This is a genomic window from Phenylobacterium conjunctum, assembly GCF_042679085.1.
In the GTDB taxonomy this organism is placed as follows: domain Bacteria; phylum Pseudomonadota; class Alphaproteobacteria; order Caulobacterales; family Caulobacteraceae; genus Phenylobacterium; species Phenylobacterium conjunctum.
Genome location: NZ_JBHTLQ010000059.1, coordinates 1 through 20,232, shown reverse-complemented (window position 1 = coordinate 20,232; position 20,232 = coordinate 1). Strand labels below are relative to the sequence as shown.

The following is a 20,232-nucleotide window of genomic DNA, read 5'->3' as shown; positions in this document are numbered from 1 at the left end:
GAATCCGAGAACATCGCCCAGCCGGCCGAGCGCTCAGCCGAATCCACCAGGCCGGCGGCGCCCTTGGGCAGGCCGGCCTTGGCCAGCACGGGGTCGAGGGCCTCGGCGACGATGGCCCGCGCCGTGCCCAGGGCGTCGGAGCCGATGCGGAAGACCACGGTGTTGCCGGTGCGCAGGACGCCGGTGGCGTCGGCGAAGACGTTGGGGCGGCCTTCGAACACAAAGCCGACCACGCCCAAGGGCGCGGCCACCTGTTCGACGCTCCAGCCCTGGTGCTCCACGCGGTCCAGGATCCGTCCCCGGCTGGCCGGGGCGTCGCGCCAGGCCCGCAGGCCGGCGATCATGTCGGCCCGCATGGCCTCGCTGACCGCCAGGCGGGTGGTGGATCGGCCGCGGGCTTGCGCAGCGGCGACATCGGCGGCGTTGGCGGCGGCGATCCGGCCCCAGACGGCGTCATCGGCCAGGGCGGCGGCGAAGGCCTCGAAGAAGGTGGTGATGGCGTCGTCGGACACCTGGGCCAGGGCCTGGAAGGCTGCGCTCGCGCGGGCGACCGCGCTGGACGCTGTCGCCTGAACCGCGGCGGGCACGTGCAGCAGGGCGCCGTCCACCACCAGTAGCCGGTCGCCGGCCTGGAAGGCCTTGGCCAGCTCGGACGAGACGAAGGCCACCTTATCGCCGCCCCAGGGCACAGCCATGCCGGCGGTCAGCGCCGTGAGGCGCCCCGCGGAGGTCGTTTCCTGGCCGGCGTCGCCCGCGCTCATCCCTAACCCATATGCTCAGCTTGAGCCTTAGTAGTGCCTGCGGCGCGCAAGGGAAAGTCGAATGCGCCGCAACCCCGGCGCGCGCGCGCCATGGAGACAGGCGCGCGGCAGAGGCGTACAACTCTTGGTGGGGGAATCGAGATGTTGCGCGACGAGCTGATCGACACCTTGCGGGAGCTGGCCCTGGAGGATCCGCAGGTCCAGGCCCTGTTCCTGGGCGGCAGCCTGGGGGAGGGCGCCGGCGACGCCCACAGCGATATCGACCTGATCCTGGTGGTGGAGCCGGCGGATCATCGCGCCTTCGTCCTGGGCGCCCGCGCCTGGCTGGATCAAGTGGCCAAGCTGGTGCACTGGTTCGAGCCGCATCCCGGCCTGCCGCTGTTTTCCGCCGTCACCAAGGATTGGGTGCGCGTGGACCTGACCGTGACCGTGCCGGGCCAGACCCATGGCGCCAAGGACCGGCTGAAGCCGCTGATGGACCGTTGCGGCGCCTATGAGGCCTTGCCGGACCGGCTGGCGCCGCGCACCGCCGACCCGGCCAAGGTCGAGGCGATGGTCCGTGAATTCCTGCGGGTGCTGGGCCTGCTCACCGTGGCGGTCGGCCGGCGGGAATGGGCCTCGGCGGTGACGGGCGCGGGCCTGCTGCGTCAGCAACTGATCAGCCTCTTGATCGAACAGCTCGACCTGCCGGCCCCGCCCGGGATCAAGAACCTGGCCCGCCTGTTACCGCCGAAGGACCTGGAATTGGTCACCGACCTGCCGCTCGCCGAACCCAACCGGGACTCGGTGATCTCCACCAACCTCGCCTATGCGCGGCTGTTCCTGCCCAGGGCCAAGGCCCTGTGCGAGCGGATCGGCGCCGCCTGGCCCGAGGACTTCGAAACCGCCACCCGCGCGCACCTGCGCCGGGAGTTGGGCGTCGACTGGGCCGGCCCGGCCTTGGGCGTGGTGGAGTAGACAGCCTCTTCGAGTGTCATCCCGCAGGGAGCGGCGAAGCCGCGGACGTGCGGGACCCATAGACACAGAGCCATCAGGATAGGTCCGCGCATCTAGGTCCCGGACAAGCGCTGCGCGCTTTCCGGGATGACACCTATTGAGCGGCTTCCGCTGGCGCCAGGTCGTCGGCGTGGATCACCGGGCCTTCGGTGAAGCCCAGAGCGGCCTCGATGGCGTCGGACTTCAGGCCGCAGATGCGGGTTGCGTCCTCGGCGTCGTAGCGGGACAGGCCGCGGCCGATCTCGCGGCCCGCCTCGTCGCGCACCAGGACGGCGTCGCCCTTTTCGAACCGGCCCTCGACGGCGCGGACGCCGGCGGCCAGCAGGCTCTTGCCGGTGCCCAGCGCCCGGGCCGCGCCGGCGTCGACGATGATCGTCCCGCGCGGGGCGAGAGACCCGGCGATCCAGGCCTTGTAGGCCGCCTTGGCCGACAGGGCGGGCTCAATGACCGTGGCCCGCTCGCCATGCTCGACGGCGTAGAGCGGCGAAGGCCGGCGGCCCAGGGTGATGACGGTGGCGCAGCCGGCCGCCTGGGCCATGCGGGCGGCGGCGATCTTGGTGGCCATGCCGCCGGTGCCGACCCCGGCAGAGGCGTTCGCGCCTCCAGCCATGGCCTCGATCTCGGCGTCCAGGCGGGTCACGCGCGGGATGTGCTGCGCCGCGGGGTTGGAGCGCGGATCGGCGGTGTAAAGCCCATCGATGTCGGACAACAGCACCAGGACATCGGCGCCGATCATCTGGGCCACGCGGGCGGCCAGCCGGTCATTGTCGCCGTAGCGGATCTCTTCGGTGGCGACGGTGTCGTTCTCGTTGATCACCGGGACTACGCCCAGGGTCAGCAGAGTCTCGACCGTGGCCCGCGCATTCAGCCAGCGGCGGCGCACCTCGGTGTCATCGCGGGTCAGCAGCACCTGGGCCGCGCCGATCCCGTGCGGCTCCAGCGCCTCTTCCCAGGCCCGCATCAGGGCCGACTGGCCGGCCGAGGCCGCGGCCTGCTTTTCCGGCAGGGTCAGGGCCCGGCGACCGAGCCCCAGGCGCTTGCGGCCCAGGGCCACCGCGCCGGAGGAGACCACCAGCACCTGCTGGCCGCGATGGCGCACGCGCGCCAGGTCGGAGGCGAAGGCCGCCAGCCAATGGGCGTCCGGCGCCCCGTCCTCGCCGACCAGGAGGGCCGAGCCCACCTTGACGACGATGCGCTTGGCGGCGGCCAGTCCGGTCACGGCGTCCAGGGCTCCTCGCCGCCGGCGTCGGCGACCGCCTCGGCCTTGCGGGACCGGACCAGGGCGTAGGCCTCGCGCAGCAGGTCGCGCACCCCTTGGCCAGAGACGCCGGAGACCAGGCGCACCTCGTGGCCGCAGGCTTCCTCCAGCGCCGCCTTCTGGAACTCGATCATGTCGGGCGACAGGGCGTCGATCTTGTTGAGGGCCAGGATCTCGGTCTTGTCGCCGAGCTCCTCGTCATAGGCCTCCAGCTCATGGCGCACGGTGCGCCAGGCCTCGGCGACGTCGTCCTGGGTGCCGTCGACGAGGTGGATCAGCACCGCGGTGCGCTCAACGTGGCCCAGGAAGCGGGTGCCCAAGCCTGCACCCTCCGAGGCGCCCTCGATCAGGCCAGGGATGTCGGCGATGACGAACCGTTCGCCGGGCGACAGGTCGACCACCCCGAGGTTGGGGGCCAGCGTCGTGAACGGATAGTCGGCGATCTTCGGCTTGGCGGCGCTGGCCGCGGCCAGGAAGGTCGACTTGCCGGCGTTGGGCAGGCCGGCCAGGCCGACGTCGGCGATCAGCTTCAGCCGCAGCCAGATCCAGCGCTCCTCGCCCGGCTGGCCGGGGTTGGCGTGATAGGGCGCCTGGTTGGTCGGGCTCTTGAAGCGGTCATTGCCCCAGCCGCCATTGCCGCCCTTGAGCAGCAGGTAGCGCTGGCCGGCGGTGTCCATGTCGACGATCAGGGTTTCCTTGTCCTCATCGAGGACCTGGGTGCCCACGGGGACGCGCAGCACCTCGTCGTGGCCCGCCGCGCCGTGGCGGTTGCGGCCCATGCCGTGCACGCCGGTGCCGGCCTTGAAGTGCTGGTGATAGCGGAAGTCGATCAGGGTGTTCAGGCCGTCGACCGCCTCGATCCAGACGTCGCCGCCCGAGCCGCCGTCGCCGCCGTCAGGCCCGCCGTATTCGATGTACTTCTCCCGCCGGAACGAGACGGCGCCGCCGCCCCCGTCGCCGGACCGGCAATACACCTTGCACTGGTCGAGAAATTTCATGTGGGCCTTTTGAACCAAGGAAGCCCGCCCGTCGAGCGTGACGGGCGGGGGATTGCGGAGATCAGGCGAGCCAGACCATGGTCCGCGACGGCGTCAGCGCGTCACGGGCGGCGGACGGGGCCAGGGTGACCTCGCCCGTATAGAGGAAGCCCGCCTTGTTCAGGACTTCGCCGGAAGCCGGGTTGTCGCTGAAGTGGCGGGCCATGACGGCGCGCTTGCCCCAGTCCTTGTGCGCCCAGCCGAGCGCTCCCTTGGCCGCCTCGGTGGCGAAGCCGCAGCCCCAGTAAGGCTTGCCCAGCCAATAGCCGAGTTCGGGCCGACCCAGGTCGTCGCGCTTGAAGCCCGCCACCCCGATCAGGCCCTCGGCCGGATGTTCGATGGCGAAGTTGCGGCCCGGCCCCTCGCCCTGGCGGGCGAGGAAGGCGTCGGCGTGGTCCCGGGTATAGGGATGCGGCATGGCGGCGAGCATGCGGGCTACGTCGCGGTCATTGGCCAGCTCTGCGATTCGACCGGCGTCGTTGAGACGCAGGCCCCGCAGGACCAGACGCTCCGTCGCGATGACGGGTTGGATGTCGATGGCGCACATCACTGCCTCCCGGGTCAGAAAAAACAAAAGCGGGGAGTCCGGCGTCCGGACTCCCCGCTCGGGATTTCTGTCCGGTTCGCCTGACTGATCGTCTGGCGGAACCGGATCGAGAGGTTCCGCCTATTCGGCGTTCTCGTTGGCGGCCACCACGTTCACGTAGGTGCGGTCGTCACGCTTGGTGACGAACTTCACCGCGCCGTGGGCGGTCGCAAACAGGGTGTGGTCCTTGCCCATGCCGACGTTTTCACCGGCGAAGAACTTGGTGCCGCGCTGGCGCACGAGGATGTTGCCAGCCAGGACGGCTTCGCCGCCGAACTTCTTTACGCCGAGACGGCGGCCAGCCGAGTCGCGACCGTTACGCGAGGAGCCGCCGGATTTCTTGTGAGCCATAGTGGCCTCCTAAAACTTGCTGTCCGGACGCTTATTCAGCGTCGGCTTGCGGGGCTTCGGTCTTCTTGGCGGCGGCCTTCTTCGGCGCAGCCTTCTTCGGGGCTTCGGCGGCGACCGGGGTCGGGACCGCCGGCTCTTCCAGCTTCAGGTTCCGCGAGCGGGCGTTCAGCACGGCCTTGGTGACCAGCGAGACGACGCCGTCCCACTTGTCGGCCTTGCCGGCGCCTTCGATCGAGGTCACGCGCAGGACGGTCTCGGTCTGGCGGTGGCCGCGGGTCCGGCGATAGCCCTGACGGCGGATCTTCTTGAAGATCTTCACCTTCTCACCCTTGCGGGTTTCGATCAGGGTGGCGTTCACCTTGGCGCCGTCCACGAGCGGAGCGCCCACGGTCACGGCCTCGCCGTCGCCGAGCATGAGGACGTCGCCGAAAGCGACCTCCGCACCCGGTTCGCCATCCAGCTTTTCAACGACCAGCACATCACCAGGTTGGACCCGGTATTGCTTGCCGCCGGTCTTGATCACCGCGTACATCGTTCGCGCCTTGAACTTGCAAAAAGGATTACGCCCGCGAGAAGGCCCGCGGGCGAGAGGCGCGGACTTATACAGACAGCCGATTTTGAGTCAACGCGAATGGCGGGGGTTTCGCGCTTTGGCCCTACTCGGTGAGTTCGGGCTCCGCCCCGCGCAGGGTGAAGCCGCCCCGCTGCTCCGCCCGCCAGTTGGCGACCACGGCCCGCGAGACCGCCTGCATGAACTCCAGACGGGCCGGGACGGGCTTGGCGGTCTTGGCCATCATCACCGCCACGGCGTAGGTGCGGCCGTCCGGCGCGGTGAGCAGGCCCACGTCATTGATGCCGTAGGACGCGCCGCGGAAATCCTGACCGGTGCCGGTCTTATGGGCGATTTTCCAGTCCCCCGGCAGGCCGCCGGCCAGCCGGCGCGGACCCGTCCGGGCCTTGGCCATATAGTGCAGGATCACGTCGGTGGAGGCCGGTGAGAGCAGCTCGCCGCGCTTCAGGGCCGACAGGGCCCGGACGACGCCCACCGGCGTCGCCCCGTCATAGGGGTTTTCGACATAGGCCTGCATGGCCTGTTCGCGCACCTCGCGCGACAGCCGGCTGCGGGCGTCTTCGAACACGCCGTACTGGCCATATTCCGGCTTCCAGGTCAGGCCGGCGATGCGGGCCTGCAGGTGCTTTTCGTCCTCGGCCAGCCGAACCCCGTCCAAGGCCTTGCGCCGGATCATGTCCTGCACGGCGGGCGCGCCGCCCACCATGCCCATCAGCTTGTCGTTGGCGGCGTTGTCCGAGGTGACCAGGGCTCGCCGCAGCAGCTCCTCGACATCGGTCTGATAGCCGTCGTCGTCGATATTGTAGGTGATCGGCTGGAAGAAGACGCTGCGGTCGGCGTCGGTCAGCAGCACGCCCTGGTCCAGGCGCATCATCCCCTGGTCGACCTTTTCCATGGCCGTGATGGCCACCCACAGCTTCGACACGCTCTGCTGGGGGAAGGACAGCTGGCCATCGACGGAGGCGACCCAGCCATCGGTGACGTCGGCCACGGCGACGCCGACCGGCTCGTCATACTGGGCGGCCAGGCGGGACAGCTCGTGCTGCAGGTCCGAGGGGGCCGGCGGCGCGGGTCGGCGCGGCCGGGGCGTTTCGATGTTCAGCTTGTCGGTGACGAACTTGATCGGGGTGGCGCCCCGCACGGCGGGCCGGCCAGGAACCGCGGCCGGGGCGGTGGCGTTCCAACCCACGCCAGCGGCGGCGATGACCACGGCCAATGCGGTCAGGGGACCCCGGCGCTCGACGGTGAAGGCTGCGGCCCTCAGGGCGCCCATGCCCAGGGAGCCGGGAATGTCGGAGACGAAGGCGCGGGTCCCGCGGGCGAGGCGCTTGAAGCTGAGATCGGCGGCGTTGGAGGCGACATAGGCGCCGTCCGCGGCGCTCCAGAAGACGTAGCCCAGGCCGCGCAGAACCGCCGCCCGAAGGCTGTTCCCACCGGTCGGGGCGGGGCGGGTAAGCGAGCGATCCGGTACGCGATCCATCACCATTCCATGCGCCTGATCCGCGCGCCGCCGTCAAGCGGTCCGAAGGTCGCGGACCTCTATGGTGACGTGGCTTAGTCCTAATATTCCGTTCAAGCGTGCGTGATAGGCGGCCGGCGCCTGCGGATGGGCAGCCGCCAGCACGATCACCGCCGCATGGTGGCCAGGCCCCAGCCGCCACAGGTGAAGGTCGAGCACCTGGGTCTCCGGGTCCTGCAGCCGGCCGCGAACGGTCTCGGTCAGGTCCTGCGACGGGTTCATGTCCAACAGCACCGCGCCGGCGCGCACGATCAGCCGCCAGGCGAAGTGTCCGACCAGGGCGGCGCCGGCCAGGGCGGCGATCGGGTCCGCCCAGGTCCAGCCCAGCCAGTCTCCGGCGGCCAGGCCGGCGATGGTCAGGGCCGAGACCACCGCATCGGCCGACAGGTGCAGGTGGGCGGCGGACAGGTTGAGATCGCCGTCCTTGTCGTGGGCGTGGTCGTGAACCGGCCGCAGCAGCCAGACGCAGACCAGGTTCACCGCCAGGCCCGCCGCCGCCAAGCCGATGGCGCCGTGATAGTCGACGGTCTCGGGCTGCAGCACCCGCTGGACGGACTCGATGGCGATCAGCAGGGCGGTGACGCCCAGGACGATGGCGTTGGCGAAGCCGGCCACATAGCCGACCTTGCCCGCCCCAAAGGCGAAGCGCGGATCGCGGGCGTTCGCCCGGGCCACGGCATAGGCGATCCCGGCCACGGCCAGGGCGGCCACGTGGGCGCCCATGTGCAGGCCGCCGGCCACCAGGGCCATGGAGTGGAAGATGATCCCCCCGGCCAGCTGGGCCACCAGGGTGGCGACGCAGATCGCCGCGACAATCCAGGTCCGGCGCTCGTTGCGGGCATGGTCCGCCCCCAGATAGGTCCGGTCGCCGCGGAAGGCGTCGATCTGGGTCTGCAGGTTCAAGGGTTGGGTCAAGCGGGGGCCCGGTTGGATGACGCCGTTCGGCGGTGGCTGGTGTTATTCTATAACATATCTAGGGGGTCAAGCGGTTCCGGCAAGTCGGCGCCTGTTCCCTATCGGCCATTCAGGCACTAGATGAACCTCATGAGCGACAAGACCCCCGTGACCGTGCTGACCGGCTACCTCGGCGCCGGCAAGACCACCCTGCTGAACCGCATCCTCTCGGAGGACCACGGCAAGAAGTACGCCGTGATCGTCAATGAGTTCGGCGAGGTGGGCATCGACAACGACCTCATCGTCGGCGCCGACGAAGAAGTCTTCGAGATGAACAACGGCTGCGTCTGCTGCACGGTGCGCGGCGACCTGATCCGCGTTCTGTCCGGCCTGATGAAGCGCAAGGGCGGCTTCGACGCCATCGTGGTGGAGACCACGGGCCTGGCCGATCCCGGCCCGGTGGCCCAGACCTTCTTCGTGGACGACGACGTCCGCGCCAAGACCGAGCTCGACAGCGTCATCACTGTGGTCGACGCCATGCACCTGCCCCTGCGCCTGGCCGACTCGCACGAGGCGGTGGAGCAGGTGGCCTTCGCCGACCAGATCATCCTCAACAAGACCGACCTGGTGACTGAGGCCCAGCTGCGTGATGTCGAGGCCCGCATCCGCCGGCTGAACCCGCTGGCCCCCATCCATCGCGCCCAGCGCTCCAACGTGCCGCTGGAGATGATCCTGGGCCGCGGCAGCTTCGACCTGAACCGCATCACCGAACTACAGCCGGAGTTCCTGAACCCGGCCCATGGCGAGCCGGGTCATGTGCACGACGAGCACTGCGACCACGACCACGATCATGATCACCACCATCATCATGATCACGACCACCATGACCACCACGCGCATGACCACGTGGCCGAGGCCGGCATCCGCGGGATCTCCCTGACCTTCGACAAGCCGCTGAACGGCAATAAGGTCACCGCCTGGCTGAACGACGTCCTGCAGACCCAGGGCCCGGACATCCTGCGGGCCAAGGGCATCCTGGACGTGGCCGGCGAGAGCCGCCGCCTGGTGTTCCAGGCCGTGCACATGATCCTGGAAGGCGACTTCCAGCGTGACTGGAAGGACGGCGAGCCGCGCTTCAGCCGCATGGTGTTCATCGGCCGCAACCTCGACGAAGCCGCCCTGAAAAAGGGCTTCGAGGCCTGCGCGGCCTAAGTTCCAGCGCGCCGTCATCCCCCGGATCGCCTGCGGCGACCGGAGGATGACGGCCATGTTGAGATGGAGCGGAATGCAAGAAGCCCGCCCGGGTGTCCCCGGGCGGGCCTTTGAACTTCAGTCCTGAGCGAAGACGCTTAGATGTCTTCGTTGATCAGGGCGACCTGGAAGTAGCCGTTGCCCTGCAGGGTGTTCATGACTTCCATGAACTGGCCGTAGCGCACGTTCCGGTCAGCGCGGATGTAGACGCGCTCTTGGGTCGGGTCCGGCTTGTTCAGCTTGCGGGCCAGGTCGGCCGGCAGGGTGTCCACCGAGGTGCGCAGCTCGCCGATGTACACGCCGCCATTGGCCTGCACGTTGATGACGGTCGGCTCTTCGACCTTCGCGCCAGGCGGCGGCGGAACGGCCGGCGGCAGGTCGAGCTTGATCGACACGGTCGCGGCCGGGATGGACACCATGAAGATGATGAGGAGCACCAGCATCACGTCGACGAACGGCGTGACGTTGATCTCGCTGTTTTGGCCGAGGTCGAACTTGCCGCCGCCCCCGCCGCCCAGCTTCGCACCCATATGCAATTCCTTCCCTTGGGAGGCGCGATCGGCGCGCCTTCAGTCGAAAACACCCATCGCCAATCAATTCGCGAATGTAAAGCCCCAACCGACGTGGGGTCAGCAACGAAGGCCGCAGGCGCCTGCGGGACTCTCTCGCGGCGCGAATTTCCAGGCCTTAGAAGGCCTCGCCAAGACCCGCGTTCCGCGTCTATGGGGTTCTCCCATGAGCTTTTCCTTCGACGCCTTTGTCACCGCCGCCCTCTTTGACCGCACCGGCCAGGCCTATTTCGCCCTGGGGGACGGGACGGTCCGCCTGGGGTCCGGTGAGACCTTGCAGGCCCACGACGGCGCGGTGCTCTGCGCCTGCCCGCACCCGTCGGGACAAGGGATTCTGAGCGGCGGCGACGACGGCCGACTGGTCTGGACCAAGGCCGACGGTGTGACGGAAGTCGCGCTCGAGAAGGGCCGCTGGATCGAGGCGGTGGACGCCAGCTCTGAATCCGGCCTGATCGCCTTCGCCGCCGGGCGCAACGTGGTCGTCCGCGATGCAGCCGACGCTGCTTTCGCGCGCAGCTTCGCCCATGAGCGCACCGTCTCGCACCTGGCCTTCGATCCGAAAGGGCGTCGAATCGCCACGGCGACCTATGGCGGGGCCTGGCTCTGGTACGCCCGGATCGCCGAACAGAAGCCGGTGGTGCTGAAGTGGGCGGGCAGCCATGTGGGCGTGGCCTGGAGCCCGGACGGCAAGTTCCTGATGTCGGCCATGCAGGAAAACCAGCTGCACGGCTGGCGGGTCGCCGACGAGAAGAACCTGAGGATGGGCGGCTATCCGGCCAAGGTGAAGAGCCTGGCCTTCCTGGCCAAGGGCCAGATGCTGGCCACCTCCGGCGCCAATGGCGCGGTGATCTGGCCGTTCTCCGGTCCCACCGGGCCGCTGGGCAAGCAGGCCGCCGAGATCGGCTTCGACCAGACCGCCATGGTGGTGCGGGTGGCCGCGATCCCCACCGGCCAGAAGGTCGCCGCCGGCCTCGACGATGGCCGGGTCTGGGTCTGCGACCTGGCCACCCAGAAGATCGACATGCTCAAGGCCGACAAGGGACCTGAGATCACCGCCCTCAGCCTCAGCCCCGACGCCACGCAACTGGCCTGGGGCGATGAGGAGGGCGGCGCCGGAGTGGCGTCCATATAGCGCGCCAACGCCTTGTCATCCTCCGGGCCCCGCGTCAGCGGGGATCCGGGGGACCCAAGCGGTGGTTCGAGCTTGGTCGAGGCAGCTTGGGTCCCCCGGATCGCCTGACGGCGACCGGAGGATGACGTTGTCTATTGATCAAACCCCCGCAGCTCCCCCCAGACCTCGAACGGATCCCGCGCCGAGCGCAGGGTGTTGATCGGGGCGTCCGGATCGCGCCAGCCCAGGGCCATGCCGGAGAACAGCATGTGGTCGTCAGGCAGGCCCAGCACCTCGGCGACGGTCTTCGGATAGCGGGCCCAGTATTCCTGGGCGCAGGTGTCCAGGCCGGCCTCGGTGGCCAGCAACATCACCGTCTGCATGTACATGCCCAGGTCCGACCACTGGGGCGGGCCGAGCTTGCGATCCAGGCAGAAGAACAGGCCCACCGGCGCGCCGAACAGCTCGCCGTTCTTGGCCAGCTGGCGCAGACGGGCGGCCTTGTCCTCGCGCGGGATGCCGATGCTGGCGTAGAGGTCCTCGCCGTTCTGGAACCGGCGGGTGCGGAAGGGGTCCCAGAGGTTGGGCGGATAGACGTCGTACTCCGGCTCTTCGCCGAAGGGATTGGCCGCCACCTTGGCTTTCAGATCGGCGAGGGCCGAACCGGCCAGGGCGTAGACCGTCCAGGGCTGCAGATTGCCCCCGGACGGGGCGCGGGCGGCCTTCTCCAGGATCTCGCGCACGGTGGCGGCGGGCGGGGTGTCGGGCTTGAAGGCGCGGATGGAGATCCGCTGCGCAACGGCCTGGCTGACGTCCATGGGAATTCCCTTCCTCGGCGCGCCCGCTTGATGCGGGCTTTCGCCCTGGGTTAGCACTGGGCCTCTAGGTCAAGGCAAGGCTTGAACGCATTGAATGATCCCCGCGACCCGCAGGACGGCCCCACCGAGGGCCTGCGCCTGACCAGCCATGAGACCGGCGGCGATTTCCGCGACGCCGGCCTTGGCGGCCTGTCGCTGGAGCCCAGGGGCGCCGCGGCCGGCGGCGAGACCCCGCGGATCGACATGCGCGAGGAGCGTCCCAAGCGCAGCCTCAAGGGCCGGATCGGCCGCATGGCCCTGCTGCTGTTCGTGATCTTCGGCGTGGCCGGCCCGATCCTGACCGTCGCCGTCTATCGTGTCGTGCCGCCGCCGATCACCTGGCTGATGGTGCAAAGGCTGTTCGAGGGCCGCGGCTTCCACCGCGACTGGGTGCCGATCAGCGCGATCTCGCCCACCCTGACTCAGTCGGTGATCGCCGCCGAGGACGCCCGTTTCTGCGAGCACAGCGGCTTCGACTTCGGCGCCATGCAGAAGGCCTTCGCCCACAACGAACGCTCCACCCGGATCCGCGGCGGCTCGACCATCAGTCAGCAGACCGCCAAGAACATCTTCCTGTGGCCGGACCGGTCCTATGTCCGCAAAGGGCTGGAGGCCTATTTCACCGTCCTGATCGAGACCCTGTGGGGCAAGCAGCGGATCATGGAGGTCTATCTCAACAGCGTCGAATGGGGGCCGGGCGTCTATGGCGCCGAGGCCGCGGCGCGGAAGAACTTCGGGGTCAGCGCGTCCAAGCTCAGCCGGGCCCAGGCCGCCCGCCTGGCCGCCATCCTGCCCAGTCCGCTGAAGTGGCGCGCGGCCACGCCAGGGCCTTACGTGAAGCGCCGCTCGGGCAAGATCGCCAAGGCGGCCGGCGCGGTGCGCCGCGACGACCTCGCGGCCTGCGTGCTGTAGAATCTCAGCGGGGGCTTAAGCCGCCGCCCAGGCGCGGGGGTCAAGGGCGACCGGATCGTCCAGGGCCATCTCGTCCCAGTCGAGGTCCGGCGGCGGGTTGGCGCCGGCGGCGATGACCGCGTTCAGTTCGGCCGTGGAGGCCACGCCCACCAGGACGGTGTGGGCCTCGGGCCGCGACAGGGCGAAGCCCAGGGCGGCCTGCAGGGGATCGGACCGGCCCTCGGCGATCAGCCGGCGAGCGCGGGAGATGCGGGCGGCGGCGGCCTTAAGGTGGTTCGGCGCGCGGTCCGGCGGCAGCAGCAACAGGCCGTTCAGGAAGATCGAACGCAGGTGCACCTGGATGCCCATCTCGGCGATGGAGGCCAGCGTCCCGTCGACGATCAGCCGCTGGTCCAGCAGGCTGGCCGGCGCCTGGACCACGTCCGGGCGGAAGCGGCGGGCGACGCCCAGCGGATCGTCGGAGGCGAAGACAGCGACGCCGATCTTGCGGGTGACGCCCTGGTCCTTCAGCGCCTTCAGGCGGTCCCAGAGGGCCGCGCCGTGCGGGCCGAACAGTTCCGACGCCGAGGGCACCATGATGCATTCGGCCTGCTCGACGCCCATGCGGCGCAGGGCGGCGCGGGCCTCGGCCTCCACCAGGTCGGCGCCGCGGTCGGCGCGCACCGTGGAGATGCAGATATCAAAGGGGTTGGGCCGGGGCAGGATATCGCCCAGGGCCGCGTCAGACTGCGGCGAGTAGCCGGCGATGTCGAGGACGGTCAGCCGCGTGCGGGCGGCGATCTCCAGCATGTCGCGCACCTCGGCCGAGCGCGGGCGTCCGCGGACGCTCGTCTGGTCGAGGGCGAACTGGCCGGAGCCAATGCCGAGTTTGGACAGCGGAGAAACCATCACCAACGCTGGTTTGTGACCTTGTGTGTCCCCACATTGGCGCAAAGGCCTAAAGAACCGGTGTCTGAAGCCTTTATGGGGGGTTAAACTGGACCGGATGAGAGAGCCCCTGCCCGAGTGGCCGATGTTCGGCCTGGCCGAGGATGTCCGGCCCGCCCTACGCCAAGCCCGACAAGGGAATTCGCCCCTGGTCCTGGCCACCCTGACCGCCGTTGAGGGCGGTGGACCGCGCCCACCGGGCACACAGATGGTTTTCGCCGACGGCGTGGTCGCCGGTTATTTTTCTGGCGGCTGCGTCGAGAGCGACGTGGCCGACCACGCCTTCGCCTGCCTGGCCGATGGCGAGCCCCGCACCCTGGTCTATGGCGCGGGCAGCCCCTGGCCGGACATCCGCCTGCTCTGCGGCGCGCGGATCGAGATCTTCCTGGAAATGGTCGAGGCGGACGATCCGGCCCTGGAGAGCCTGCTGGCGGCCGAGACCGCGCGCACGCCTTGCCTGTGGGTCAGCGATGGCCGCCGCCGCTGGTGCGGGCCGCCGGACCAGGCGCCTGCCATGTCGGCCGCGGTGTCCCGCGCCTATGATCCCGTCCCGCGCCTGGTGGTGTTCGGATCGGACCCGACGGCCATCGCCATCGCCACCCTGGGCGTCCATAGCGGCTTTGCGACCACCCTGGTGCGGCCCAAGGGGCCGGAGACCCCGCCGCCGGTTCCCGGCCTGGCCTATCGCCGGGACGAGCCCGATCAGGCCCTGGCGGCCATCGGTTGCGACGCCTGGACTGCGGTGGCCATCGCCACCCACAGTCTCGAACTGGACCAGGCGGCCCTGGCCGCGGCCCTGCCGTCTGCGGCCGGCTATGTGGGCCTGCTGGGCGCACGCCGGCGCCTGCCGGAACGCCTGGCGCCCCTGCGCGCCGCCGGCGTGGCCGAGGAGGTGCTCACCCGCGTCCATGCCCCCATCGGCCTGGACATCGGCGGCAAGGCCCCCTGGGAGGTCGCGGTCTCAGTGATCGGCCAGATCATGGCCCTGCGCCACGCGCAGGCGTCGGCTTGAGATCAGGCTAGGCCTGTTCGGCCCGCGGCAGGGGCAGCTCCACATGAAACAGGGAGCCGCGGCCGAGCTGGCTGCTGACCCCGATCTTGCCGCCCATCAGCTCCACCAGGTCGTGGCAGATGGCCAGGCCCAGCCCCGCGCCCTCGTGCGGGCGGGTGAAGGACGGATCGACCTGGGAGAAGACCTTGAACAACAGGGGCAGGTCCCGCGGCGCGACGCCGGGGCCGGTGTCCTCCACCTCGATCCGCACCTTGCCGTCGGCCAGGGCGGCGCGCACCTCCACCCGGCCGACCGGCGTGAACTTGACGGCGTTGGCGACCAGGTTGCTCAGCACCTGACGGATGCGGGTGGCGTCGCCGCGCCACAGGCCCTTGAGCTCCGGGGCGACCGCGACCTCGAAGTCCAGGTGCTTGGCGGCGGCGGCGCCCGAGAACATGCCGCAGACGGATTGCACCAGTTCTGGCAGGTCGAAGGGCTCGGGGCGCAGCTGCACGCGGCCGCTTTCCAGCCGGGCGGCCTCAATGACCCCGTTCAAGAGGGTGAGCAGGGCCTCGGCGGAGTTCTGCACGATCCGCAGCCGCTCGGCCTGGCGCGGCGGCAGCTCGTCGGCGGCCATGACCTGGGCCATGCCCAGCACCCCGTTCAGCGGCGTGCGGATCTCGTGGCTCATATTGGCCAGGAACAGGGTCTTGGCGGCGTTGGCCGCCTCAGCCTCGATCTTGGCGGCCTTCAGGGTTTCGGCGTCGCGCATCATCCGGCGCAAGGCGGCGGCGACGGCCGACCCGATCACCAGGCTGGCGGTCACCAGCAGCCCGGCCAATAGGCCCAGCCACGGCCCCGCCGTCGCGATCATGCCCTTGCCGGGGCTGGCGGCGGCGAAGGTCAGCACCCCGACGGGCTTTCCGTCGAAGTCGAGCAGGGGCACGGTCGGCTGGACGGGGGCCTCGGCCGGCTCCAGTTGCAGGCCGCTGACCCCCAGGTCCTGCTGGGTGGTCTTGAGGAAGTCGCTGTCCAGCCGCCTGGCGGAGACGACGACGGCGGTGGCGCCCGGACGATCGCCGGACAGCCCCTCGGACACGATGGCCGCCACGGCGGTCAGGTAGATGTCGCCGCCGGACTTCAACAGGCCATGGCGCTCGGCCGTGCCCTCCAGTCCCCGTTTGCCCGTTGCCCGGATCGCATCGGCGGCCTGGGCGGTCTCGGCCGCCAGGCGGGCCGTGTCGCCGGGCAGGGCCCCCAGCACCTTGGGCGTCACCCGCACCCCGCTGTGCGAGGCGTAGATGACCTGGCCGCTGCGCACCACGAAGGTCAGGTCATGGTCGAAATAGCGGTGGTAGTAGTCGGCGAAATTGATGTCGGCCCAGGCCATGTCCGGGCTGCCGGACATCTTGTCGACCGCCTCGTCCCAGACGGTGGCCGAGGACACCTCATGGGCCATCCGCTCCAGGTCGCGGCTGATGGTGCGACGGATCAGGGCCCGCTCGTCCTCAAGCGCCAGGCGGTCCACCGAGTGGATGGACACCAGCAGCAGGGCGATCCCGCCGACCAGTGAGGCGACCACCAGCACAAGGGCGGAGGCGGCGATCCAGAAGAATGGACGAAAGGCGTCTCTTGGCTCGGACCTGGGCGTCATGACGGACCTATAACTCAGCGGGTCTTAACCCATTGGACTTGGGTCAAAATCAGGAAGGAGCGCGGCGCTTCGCCGCGGAAGCGCGCCCTAAGCAGGCGCTTATTCGCCCCGGCGTAAGCGCACCGGGAATGGTTCGGCGCCCCGCCCTGGCGCTTCTGGGTCTCGTCGCAACAGATGGAGCCCCCCATGCGCATCCTCTCGATCCTGATCCCCCTGGCCCTGGTCGCCGGCCCGGCTCTGGCCCAACCCTCTCTGGCCCAACCCCGCGTCGGCGACGTGGTCGGCCCCGACCGCGCCCGCGCCGAGGCCACTCTGGCGGCCCAGGGCTACAAGCTCACCGAGTATGAGGCCGAGAAGGGCCGCATTGAACTCAAGGCGGTCCGCAAGGATCCCAAGGACGCCAAGATCCCGGACCGGCTCGAACTCGTCGCCGACGGGCGCACCGGCGCGGTGATCCGCATCGAGCGCGAGGGAGACCACAAGTGACCGGCGCCGTGACCGCGCCCCGCCGCTGGGATCCCCTTGTCCGGCTGACCCACTGGAGCGTCGCCGCCGCGGTGGTGATCAACCGGCTGGTGACCGAGGGCGGCTCCCAGGCCCACGTCTGGATCGGACTGGCGGTGGCGGGCCTGCTCGCCCTGCGCCTGGTCTGGGGCTTCATCGGCCCTGTCGAGGCGCGGTTCTCGTCCTTTCCGCCCAGTCCCGGCCGGGCGCTGGCGCACATCGCCGACATCCGGGCCGGCCGCCACGTCCAGCACAGGTCGCACAACCCCCTGGGCGCGCTGATGGCCTATGCGCTCTGGGCGACCCTGGCGGTCACCATCGCCAGCGGGATCGCCATGACCGGCCTGCCGCCCAAGATCCACGCCGAGGGCGGCGAAGGCCCGCCGGCCGCCGCCGCCACGGCCGGTGAGGCGGGGGAAGAGGGCGAGGAAGAGGGTGAAGACGAGGGCGAAGGCGAAGGCGAAGGTGAGGAAGGCGCGGCTGAGGAGATCCACGAGATCGCCGCCAACCTGCTGCTGGTCCTGGCCGCCCTGCATCTGGTCGGCGTCGCCTTCGAGACCCGTCGTAGCGGTCGTCAGATCGTCACCGCGATGATAGGCGGAGGGGACAAGCCCAAGGAGCCATGATGGCCCAACCCCGGCCCGCTCGGACCGCCTCTGGAGACCGCCTCGCCCGGGCGGTCTCCTTTGTCGTGGCCCTGCAGGCGGTGGCGGCGGTGTTCTTCATCGTCGACGCCGCGGCCGACATCCGCGAGACCGGCCCTAGCCCGCATGTGGTGGTCGAGGCGATCATCGCCGCCGCCCTGCTGGGCGGGGTGGTGGTGGGCGCCTTGCAGGTGCGCCGGATGTGGACCGAAGGGCGGCGGCGCCAGGCGGCCCTGGCGGTGGCGGCCGGGGCTCTCAGCGAGGTCGCGGCGCAGAAGTTCCGGGACTGGAAGCTGACGCCGGCCGAAGCTGACGTCGCCATCTTCGCCCTCAAGGGCCTGGAGGTGGCCGAGATCGCCGCCTTGCGGGGCTCCGCGGCCGGGACCGTGCGGGCCCAGCTGACGCGGGTCTATGAGAAGGCCGGGGTCAATTCCCGCGCGGGCCTGGCGACCTTGTTCCTGGAGGACCTGATGGCTGAGCCCCTGGTCCCGCCCCCAACCTAGCCCCGCGCCAGGGGCAGGATCTCCACCAGATCGCCCGCGTGGGCCGTGGGCGCGCCGGCTGGGCGTCGGACCAGGGCGTCGGCGGTGGCGAAGACGGAGACCAGGGACGAGTCCTGGTCGCTGAACGGCGCGGCGAAGACCATGCCCTCGCGGCTCTCCAGCCGGGCCCGCATCCAGTGCTCGCGCGATCCGTTGGCCGGCAGGGCGGCGGCCAGCCGGGCGCTGACCAGGCGGGGTTCGGCCGGCGCGCCGGAGAAGGCGTCGATCAGCGGCTTCAAGAACAGCTCAGCGCAAACGAAGGCCGAGGCCGGATTGCCGGGCAGACCCAGCATCCGGCGGCCATCGGCCAGCACGCCGAAGAAGGTCGGCTTGCCCGGCCGCACCGCGACGCTTGAGACCTTCATCGACAGGCCGAGCGCTTCGCCAGCGGCCCGGACCAGGTCGTGGTCGCCCACCGAGGCGCCGCCGACCGTGACGATCAGGTCGGCGTCAGCCCCGCGCAGGGCCTCGATCACCGCCTCAAGCTGATCGCGCACCGGCTTGGCGCGGATGACGTTGGCGCCCCAGCCCTCCAGCATGGCGGCCAGACCCGGCGTGCCGGAATCATAGATCTGGAAGCGGCCGGGATCGGCCGGCGGCTCGACGATCTCCTCGCCGGTGGAGACCAGGGCGACGCGGGGGCGGTCGTGGACCAGCAGCATCTCGCGTCCCGCCGCGGCGGCCAGGGCCAGCCGCCAGGGATCGATGCGCAGGCCGCGGGTGAGCAGCACCTGTTCGGCGCGGAAGTCGCCGCCTTGGGGCCGGATATAGGCGCCCGGCTTGGCGGCCGGGACGGTGACGCTGTCGCCCTCGCGAGCCGCATCCTCCTGGATGACGATGGTGTCGGCGCCGACGGGCAGGGCCGCGCCGGTGAAGATCCGCACCGCCTCGCCGGGCTGCAGGACCGGATCGAAGCCGTGTCCGGCGGCGCTCTCGCCGACGATGCGCAAGGCGCCTGGCGCGTCCGCGCTGCGCAGCGCCCAGCCATCCATGGCCGAGGCGGCGAAGGGCGGCTGGTCTCGCAGGGCCTCGACGTCCTCAGCCAGGATACGGCCGATGGCGCGGGCCAGGGGCACGGTCTCGGCCGGCAGGGGCGGGACCTCAGCCAGCATGGCGGCGCGGGCCGCCTCCACCGTCATCAGCTTCATGGACGAACCCAGTCGCCGGACTTGCCGCCGGACTTGGCGAGCAGGCGCACGGCCTCGATGGTCATGGCCTTATCGGCGGCCTTCAACATGTCATAGACGGTCAGGCAGGCCACTGAGACGGCGGTCAGCGCCTCCATCTCCACGCCGGTCTGGCCGGTGGTGCGGGCTCGCGCTGTGACCTTCAGGCCGCCGTCGCCCGGCTCGACCCGGACCTCGACCTTGGTCAGGGCCAGCGGATGGCAGAGCGGGATCAGCTCCGAGGTCTTCTTGGCGGCCATGATGCCGGCGATCTCAGCCGTGGCGCGGACATCGCCCTTCTTGGCGTCGCCGGACAGGGCGAGCGCCAGGGTCTCCGGAGCCATGGCGACAAAGCCCTCGGCCACCGCCTCGCGGGCCGTGGAGGCCTTGTCCGAGACGTCGACCATGTGGGCGCGGCCGGTCTCGTCGATGTGGGTGAGCTTGCTCACTTCTCCAGCAGCCTCGGCATCAGCTCGACCATGTTGCAGGGCATGTGGCGGCTGTCGAGCTGGCCGGAGATCACCTTGTCCCAGCCGTCCTTCACGGCGCCGTTGGAGCCGGGCAGGCAGAAGACGAAGACGCCGTCGATGATGCCGGCGGTGGCGCGGCTCTGCAGGGTCGACAGGCCGACCGACTGGTAGCTGACCAGGTGGAAGACCACCGAGAAGCCGTCGATCTTCTTGTCGAACAGCGGCTCGAGCGCTTCCGGCGTCACGTCGCGGCCGGTGATGCCGGTGCCGCCGGTGGTGATGATGGCGTCGATGGACTTGGACGCGATCCAGGCCTTCACCTGGGCGCGGATCTCGGCGACGTCATCCTTGACCACGGCCCGCTCGGCCAGCTCGTGGCCATAGTCGGTGATACGCCCGGCCAGGATCTTGCCGGAGGTGTCGCTCTCGACATCGCGGGTGTCCGAGACGGTCAGCACGGCGATGCGCACCGGCTTGAGCGGCAGGCTGTCCTCGATCCGCCCGCCGAAGGTGATGGTGCTCATGGCTTGGTCTCCGGGCCCTGGGTGTCCCACCGGGCGATATCTGCATGGTCCTGGTCGCGAGGCTCGATCCACCTTGGGCCGTCGGGACCGGTCTCCTTCTTCCAGAAGGGGGCGCGGCTCTTCAAGTAGTCCATGAG

22 protein-coding genes and 2 pseudogenes are annotated in these 20,232 nt (G+C 70.1%); 8 read left to right on the top strand and 16 right to left on the bottom strand.

What is annotated here, in order from left to right:
• Nucleotides 1-761 (bottom strand): annotated as a pseudogene (locus ACFQ27_RS17995) (aldehyde dehydrogenase family protein); the annotation flags it as partial.
• A 141-nt stretch (nucleotides 762-902) separates the two neighbouring features.
• Between ACFQ27_RS17995 and ACFQ27_RS17990 the strand changes: the two are divergent.
• A complete protein-coding gene (locus tag ACFQ27_RS17990) occupies nucleotides 903-1,718 on the top strand; it encodes an aminoglycoside 6-adenylyltransferase (RefSeq protein WP_377354562.1) in 816 nt (271 codons plus the stop codon).
• Nucleotides 1,719-1,851: 133 nt separating this feature from the next.
• On the opposite strand, the gene proB is transcribed toward ACFQ27_RS17990, so the two are convergent.
• The 7 genes from proB to dmeF all read right to left on the bottom strand — a co-directional run bounded on the left by proB (nucleotide 1,852) and on the right by dmeF (nucleotide 7,994).
• Nucleotides 1,852-2,985 (bottom strand): glutamate 5-kinase, encoded by a 1,134-nt coding sequence (gene proB / locus ACFQ27_RS17985; protein WP_377354563.1) that lies wholly within the window; start codon nucleotides 2,983-2,985, stop codon nucleotides 1,852-1,854.
• Nucleotides 2,973-4,013, bottom strand: a complete 1,041-nt coding sequence (obgE, locus tag ACFQ27_RS17980) for a GTPase ObgE (RefSeq protein ID WP_374345941.1) — start codon at nucleotides 4,011-4,013, stop codon at nucleotides 2,973-2,975. Before obgE ends, proB begins: the two co-directional genes overlap by 13 nt.
• Before the next feature lie 61 nt (nucleotides 4,014-4,074).
• Nucleotides 4,075-4,599 carry a GNAT family N-acetyltransferase gene (locus ACFQ27_RS17975; protein WP_374345942.1) on the bottom strand — a complete coding sequence of 175 codons (525 nt, stop codon included), beginning with the start codon at nucleotides 4,597-4,599 and terminating at the stop codon, nucleotides 4,075-4,077.
• A 120-nt stretch (nucleotides 4,600-4,719) separates the two neighbouring features.
• Nucleotides 4,720-4,989 (bottom strand): 50S ribosomal protein L27, encoded by a 270-nt coding sequence (gene rpmA / locus ACFQ27_RS17970; protein ID WP_374345943.1) that lies wholly within the window; start codon nucleotides 4,987-4,989, stop codon nucleotides 4,720-4,722.
• Nucleotides 4,990-5,020: 31 nt separating this feature from the next.
• On the bottom strand, nucleotides 5,021-5,521 hold the full coding sequence (gene rplU, locus ACFQ27_RS17965; RefSeq protein WP_374345944.1) for a 50S ribosomal protein L21: 501 nt from the start codon (nucleotides 5,519-5,521) through the stop codon (nucleotides 5,021-5,023).
• 124 nt (nucleotides 5,522-5,645) lie between these two features.
• Nucleotides 5,646-7,040 carry a serine hydrolase gene (locus tag ACFQ27_RS17960; RefSeq protein ID WP_374345945.1) on the bottom strand — a complete coding sequence of 465 codons (1,395 nt, stop codon included), beginning with the start codon at nucleotides 7,038-7,040 and terminating at the stop codon, nucleotides 5,646-5,648.
• Nucleotides 7,041-7,073: 33 nt separating this feature from the next.
• Nucleotides 7,074-7,994 carry a CDF family Co(II)/Ni(II) efflux transporter DmeF gene (gene dmeF / locus ACFQ27_RS17955; protein WP_377354561.1) on the bottom strand — a complete coding sequence of 307 codons (921 nt, stop codon included), beginning with the start codon at nucleotides 7,992-7,994 and terminating at the stop codon, nucleotides 7,074-7,076.
• A 120-nt stretch (nucleotides 7,995-8,114) separates the two neighbouring features.
• On the opposite strand from dmeF, the gene ACFQ27_RS17950 reads away from it, so the two are divergent.
• Nucleotides 8,115-9,185: a CobW family GTP-binding protein gene (locus ACFQ27_RS17950; RefSeq protein ID WP_377354560.1), complete on the top strand. Its 1,071-nt coding sequence runs from the start codon at nucleotides 8,115-8,117 to the stop codon at nucleotides 9,183-9,185.
• 137 nt (nucleotides 9,186-9,322) lie between these two features.
• Here the strand turns inward: ACFQ27_RS17950 and ACFQ27_RS17945 are convergent, their stop codons facing one another.
• A complete protein-coding gene (locus ACFQ27_RS17945) occupies nucleotides 9,323-9,754 on the bottom strand; it encodes a biopolymer transporter ExbD (RefSeq protein WP_374345948.1) in 432 nt (143 codons plus the stop codon).
• A 205-nt stretch (nucleotides 9,755-9,959) separates the two neighbouring features.
• Here ACFQ27_RS17945 and ACFQ27_RS17940 point away from each other — a divergent pair, with 205 nt between their 5' ends.
• Nucleotides 9,960-10,925 (top strand): WD40 repeat domain-containing protein, encoded by a 966-nt coding sequence (locus ACFQ27_RS17940; RefSeq protein ID WP_377354559.1) that lies wholly within the window; start codon nucleotides 9,960-9,962, stop codon nucleotides 10,923-10,925.
• Nucleotides 10,926-11,056: 131 nt separating this feature from the next.
• On the opposite strand, the gene ACFQ27_RS17935 is transcribed toward ACFQ27_RS17940, so the two are convergent.
• Nucleotides 11,057-11,722 carry a nitroreductase gene (locus ACFQ27_RS17935; protein WP_374345950.1) on the bottom strand — a complete coding sequence of 222 codons (666 nt, stop codon included), beginning with the start codon at nucleotides 11,720-11,722 and terminating at the stop codon, nucleotides 11,057-11,059.
• A gap of 243 nt (nucleotides 11,723-11,965) precedes the next feature.
• On the opposite strand from ACFQ27_RS17935, the gene mtgA reads away from it, so the two are divergent.
• Nucleotides 11,966-12,673, top strand: a complete 708-nt coding sequence (mtgA, locus tag ACFQ27_RS17930; RefSeq protein WP_374346149.1) for a monofunctional biosynthetic peptidoglycan transglycosylase — start codon at nucleotides 11,966-11,968, stop codon at nucleotides 12,671-12,673.
• A 15-nt stretch (nucleotides 12,674-12,688) separates the two neighbouring features.
• On the opposite strand, the gene ACFQ27_RS17925 is transcribed toward mtgA, so the two are convergent.
• Nucleotides 12,689-13,561, bottom strand: a complete 873-nt coding sequence (locus ACFQ27_RS17925) for an aldo/keto reductase (RefSeq protein ID WP_374345951.1) — start codon at nucleotides 13,559-13,561, stop codon at nucleotides 12,689-12,691.
• 97 nt (nucleotides 13,562-13,658) lie between these two features.
• Between ACFQ27_RS17925 and ACFQ27_RS17920 the strand changes: the two genes are divergently transcribed.
• A complete protein-coding gene (locus ACFQ27_RS17920) occupies nucleotides 13,659-14,612 on the top strand; it encodes an XdhC family protein (protein WP_377354556.1) in 954 nt (317 codons plus the stop codon).
• A 7-nt stretch (nucleotides 14,613-14,619) separates the two neighbouring features.
• Here ACFQ27_RS17920 and ACFQ27_RS17915 read toward each other — a convergent pair whose 3' ends face one another.
• Nucleotides 14,620-16,245 carry a sensor histidine kinase gene (locus ACFQ27_RS17915; RefSeq protein ID WP_377354555.1) on the bottom strand — a complete coding sequence of 542 codons (1,626 nt, stop codon included), beginning with the start codon at nucleotides 16,243-16,245 and terminating at the stop codon, nucleotides 14,620-14,622.
• A 186-nt stretch (nucleotides 16,246-16,431) separates the two neighbouring features.
• Here ACFQ27_RS17915 and ACFQ27_RS17910 point away from each other — a divergent pair, with 186 nt between their 5' ends.
• Genes ACFQ27_RS17910 through ACFQ27_RS17900 form a run of 3 tightly spaced genes read left to right on the top strand, consistent with a single transcriptional unit; the run spans nucleotide 16,432 to nucleotide 17,896 of the window.
• A complete protein-coding gene (locus tag ACFQ27_RS17910) occupies nucleotides 16,432-16,731 on the top strand; it encodes a PepSY domain-containing protein (protein ID WP_374345955.1) in 300 nt (99 codons plus the stop codon).
• On the top strand, nucleotides 16,728-17,375 hold the full coding sequence (locus ACFQ27_RS17905; protein WP_374345956.1) for a cytochrome b/b6 domain-containing protein: 648 nt from the start codon (nucleotides 16,728-16,730) through the stop codon (nucleotides 17,373-17,375). The genes ACFQ27_RS17910 and ACFQ27_RS17905 overlap by 4 nt, the downstream gene beginning before the upstream one ends.
• Complete coding sequence (locus tag ACFQ27_RS17900) at nucleotides 17,375-17,896, top strand: helix-turn-helix transcriptional regulator (RefSeq protein WP_377354554.1); 522 nt, start codon at nucleotides 17,375-17,377, stop codon at nucleotides 17,894-17,896. Before ACFQ27_RS17905 ends, ACFQ27_RS17900 begins: the two co-directional genes overlap by 1 nt.
• Here ACFQ27_RS17900 and ACFQ27_RS17895 read toward each other — a convergent pair.
• The 4 genes and pseudogenes from ACFQ27_RS17895 to ACFQ27_RS17880 form a co-directional block, all read right to left on the bottom strand.
• Entirely contained in the window at nucleotides 17,893-19,083 is a 1,191-nt protein-coding gene (locus ACFQ27_RS17895; protein WP_377354553.1) for a molybdopterin molybdotransferase MoeA, read from the bottom strand. The two genes, ACFQ27_RS17900 and ACFQ27_RS17895, sit on opposite strands and share 4 nt — an antisense overlap.
• On the bottom strand, nucleotides 19,080-19,550 hold the full coding sequence (moaC, locus tag ACFQ27_RS17890) for a cyclic pyranopterin monophosphate synthase MoaC (protein ID WP_377354552.1): 471 nt from the start codon (nucleotides 19,548-19,550) through the stop codon (nucleotides 19,080-19,082). The genes ACFQ27_RS17895 and moaC overlap by 4 nt, the downstream gene beginning before the upstream one ends.
• A complete protein-coding gene (moaB, locus tag ACFQ27_RS17885; protein WP_374345960.1) occupies nucleotides 19,547-20,095 on the bottom strand; it encodes a molybdenum cofactor biosynthesis protein B in 549 nt (182 codons plus the stop codon). Before moaB ends, moaC begins: the two co-directional genes overlap by 4 nt.
• A pseudogene (locus tag ACFQ27_RS17880) lies at nucleotides 20,092-20,232 on the bottom strand (molybdenum cofactor biosynthesis protein MoaE); the annotation flags it as partial. The gene moaB and the pseudogene ACFQ27_RS17880, both read right to left, overlap by 4 nt.

Coding starts and splice junctions, on each gene's coding strand:
- moaB (WP_374345960.1), bottom strand. CDS start 20,095: ATGAGCACCATCACCTTCGGCGGGCGGATCGAGGACAGCCTGCCGCTC.
- mtgA (WP_374346149.1), top strand. CDS start 11,966: ATGCGCGAGGAGCGTCCCAAGCGCAGCCTCAAGGGCCGGATCGGCCGC.
- ACFQ27_RS17975 (WP_374345942.1), bottom strand. CDS start 4,599: ATGTGCGCCATCGACATCCAACCCGTCATCGCGACGGAGCGTCTGGTC.
- ACFQ27_RS17990 (WP_377354562.1), top strand. CDS start 903: ATGTTGCGCGACGAGCTGATCGACACCTTGCGGGAGCTGGCCCTGGAG.
- rplU (WP_374345944.1), bottom strand. CDS start 5,521: ATGTACGCGGTGATCAAGACCGGCGGCAAGCAATACCGGGTCCAACCT.
- ACFQ27_RS17920 (WP_377354556.1), top strand. CDS start 13,659: ATGAGAGAGCCCCTGCCCGAGTGGCCGATGTTCGGCCTGGCCGAGGAT.
- ACFQ27_RS17960 (WP_374345945.1), bottom strand. CDS start 7,040: ATGGATCGCGTACCGGATCGCTCGCTTACCCGCCCCGCCCCGACCGGT.
- ACFQ27_RS17915 (WP_377354555.1), bottom strand. CDS start 16,245: ATGACGCCCAGGTCCGAGCCAAGAGACGCCTTTCGTCCATTCTTCTGG.
- ACFQ27_RS17940 (WP_377354559.1), top strand. CDS start 9,960: ATGAGCTTTTCCTTCGACGCCTTTGTCACCGCCGCCCTCTTTGACCGC.
- ACFQ27_RS17925 (WP_374345951.1), bottom strand. CDS start 13,561: ATGGTTTCTCCGCTGTCCAAACTCGGCATTGGCTCCGGCCAGTTCGCC.
- ACFQ27_RS17900 (WP_377354554.1), top strand. CDS start 17,375: ATGGCCCAACCCCGGCCCGCTCGGACCGCCTCTGGAGACCGCCTCGCC.
- ACFQ27_RS17910 (WP_374345955.1), top strand. CDS start 16,432: ATGCGCATCCTCTCGATCCTGATCCCCCTGGCCCTGGTCGCCGGCCCG.
- obgE (WP_374345941.1), bottom strand. CDS start 4,013: ATGAAATTTCTCGACCAGTGCAAGGTGTATTGCCGGTCCGGCGACGGG.
- ACFQ27_RS17945 (WP_374345948.1), bottom strand. CDS start 9,754: ATGGGTGCGAAGCTGGGCGGCGGGGGCGGCGGCAAGTTCGACCTCGGC.
- ACFQ27_RS17895 (WP_377354553.1), bottom strand. CDS start 19,083: ATGAAGCTGATGACGGTGGAGGCGGCCCGCGCCGCCATGCTGGCTGAG.
- ACFQ27_RS17950 (WP_377354560.1), top strand. CDS start 8,115: ATGAACCTCATGAGCGACAAGACCCCCGTGACCGTGCTGACCGGCTAC.
- ACFQ27_RS17935 (WP_374345950.1), bottom strand. CDS start 11,722: ATGGACGTCAGCCAGGCCGTTGCGCAGCGGATCTCCATCCGCGCCTTC.
- rpmA (WP_374345943.1), bottom strand. CDS start 4,989: ATGGCTCACAAGAAATCCGGCGGCTCCTCGCGTAACGGTCGCGACTCG.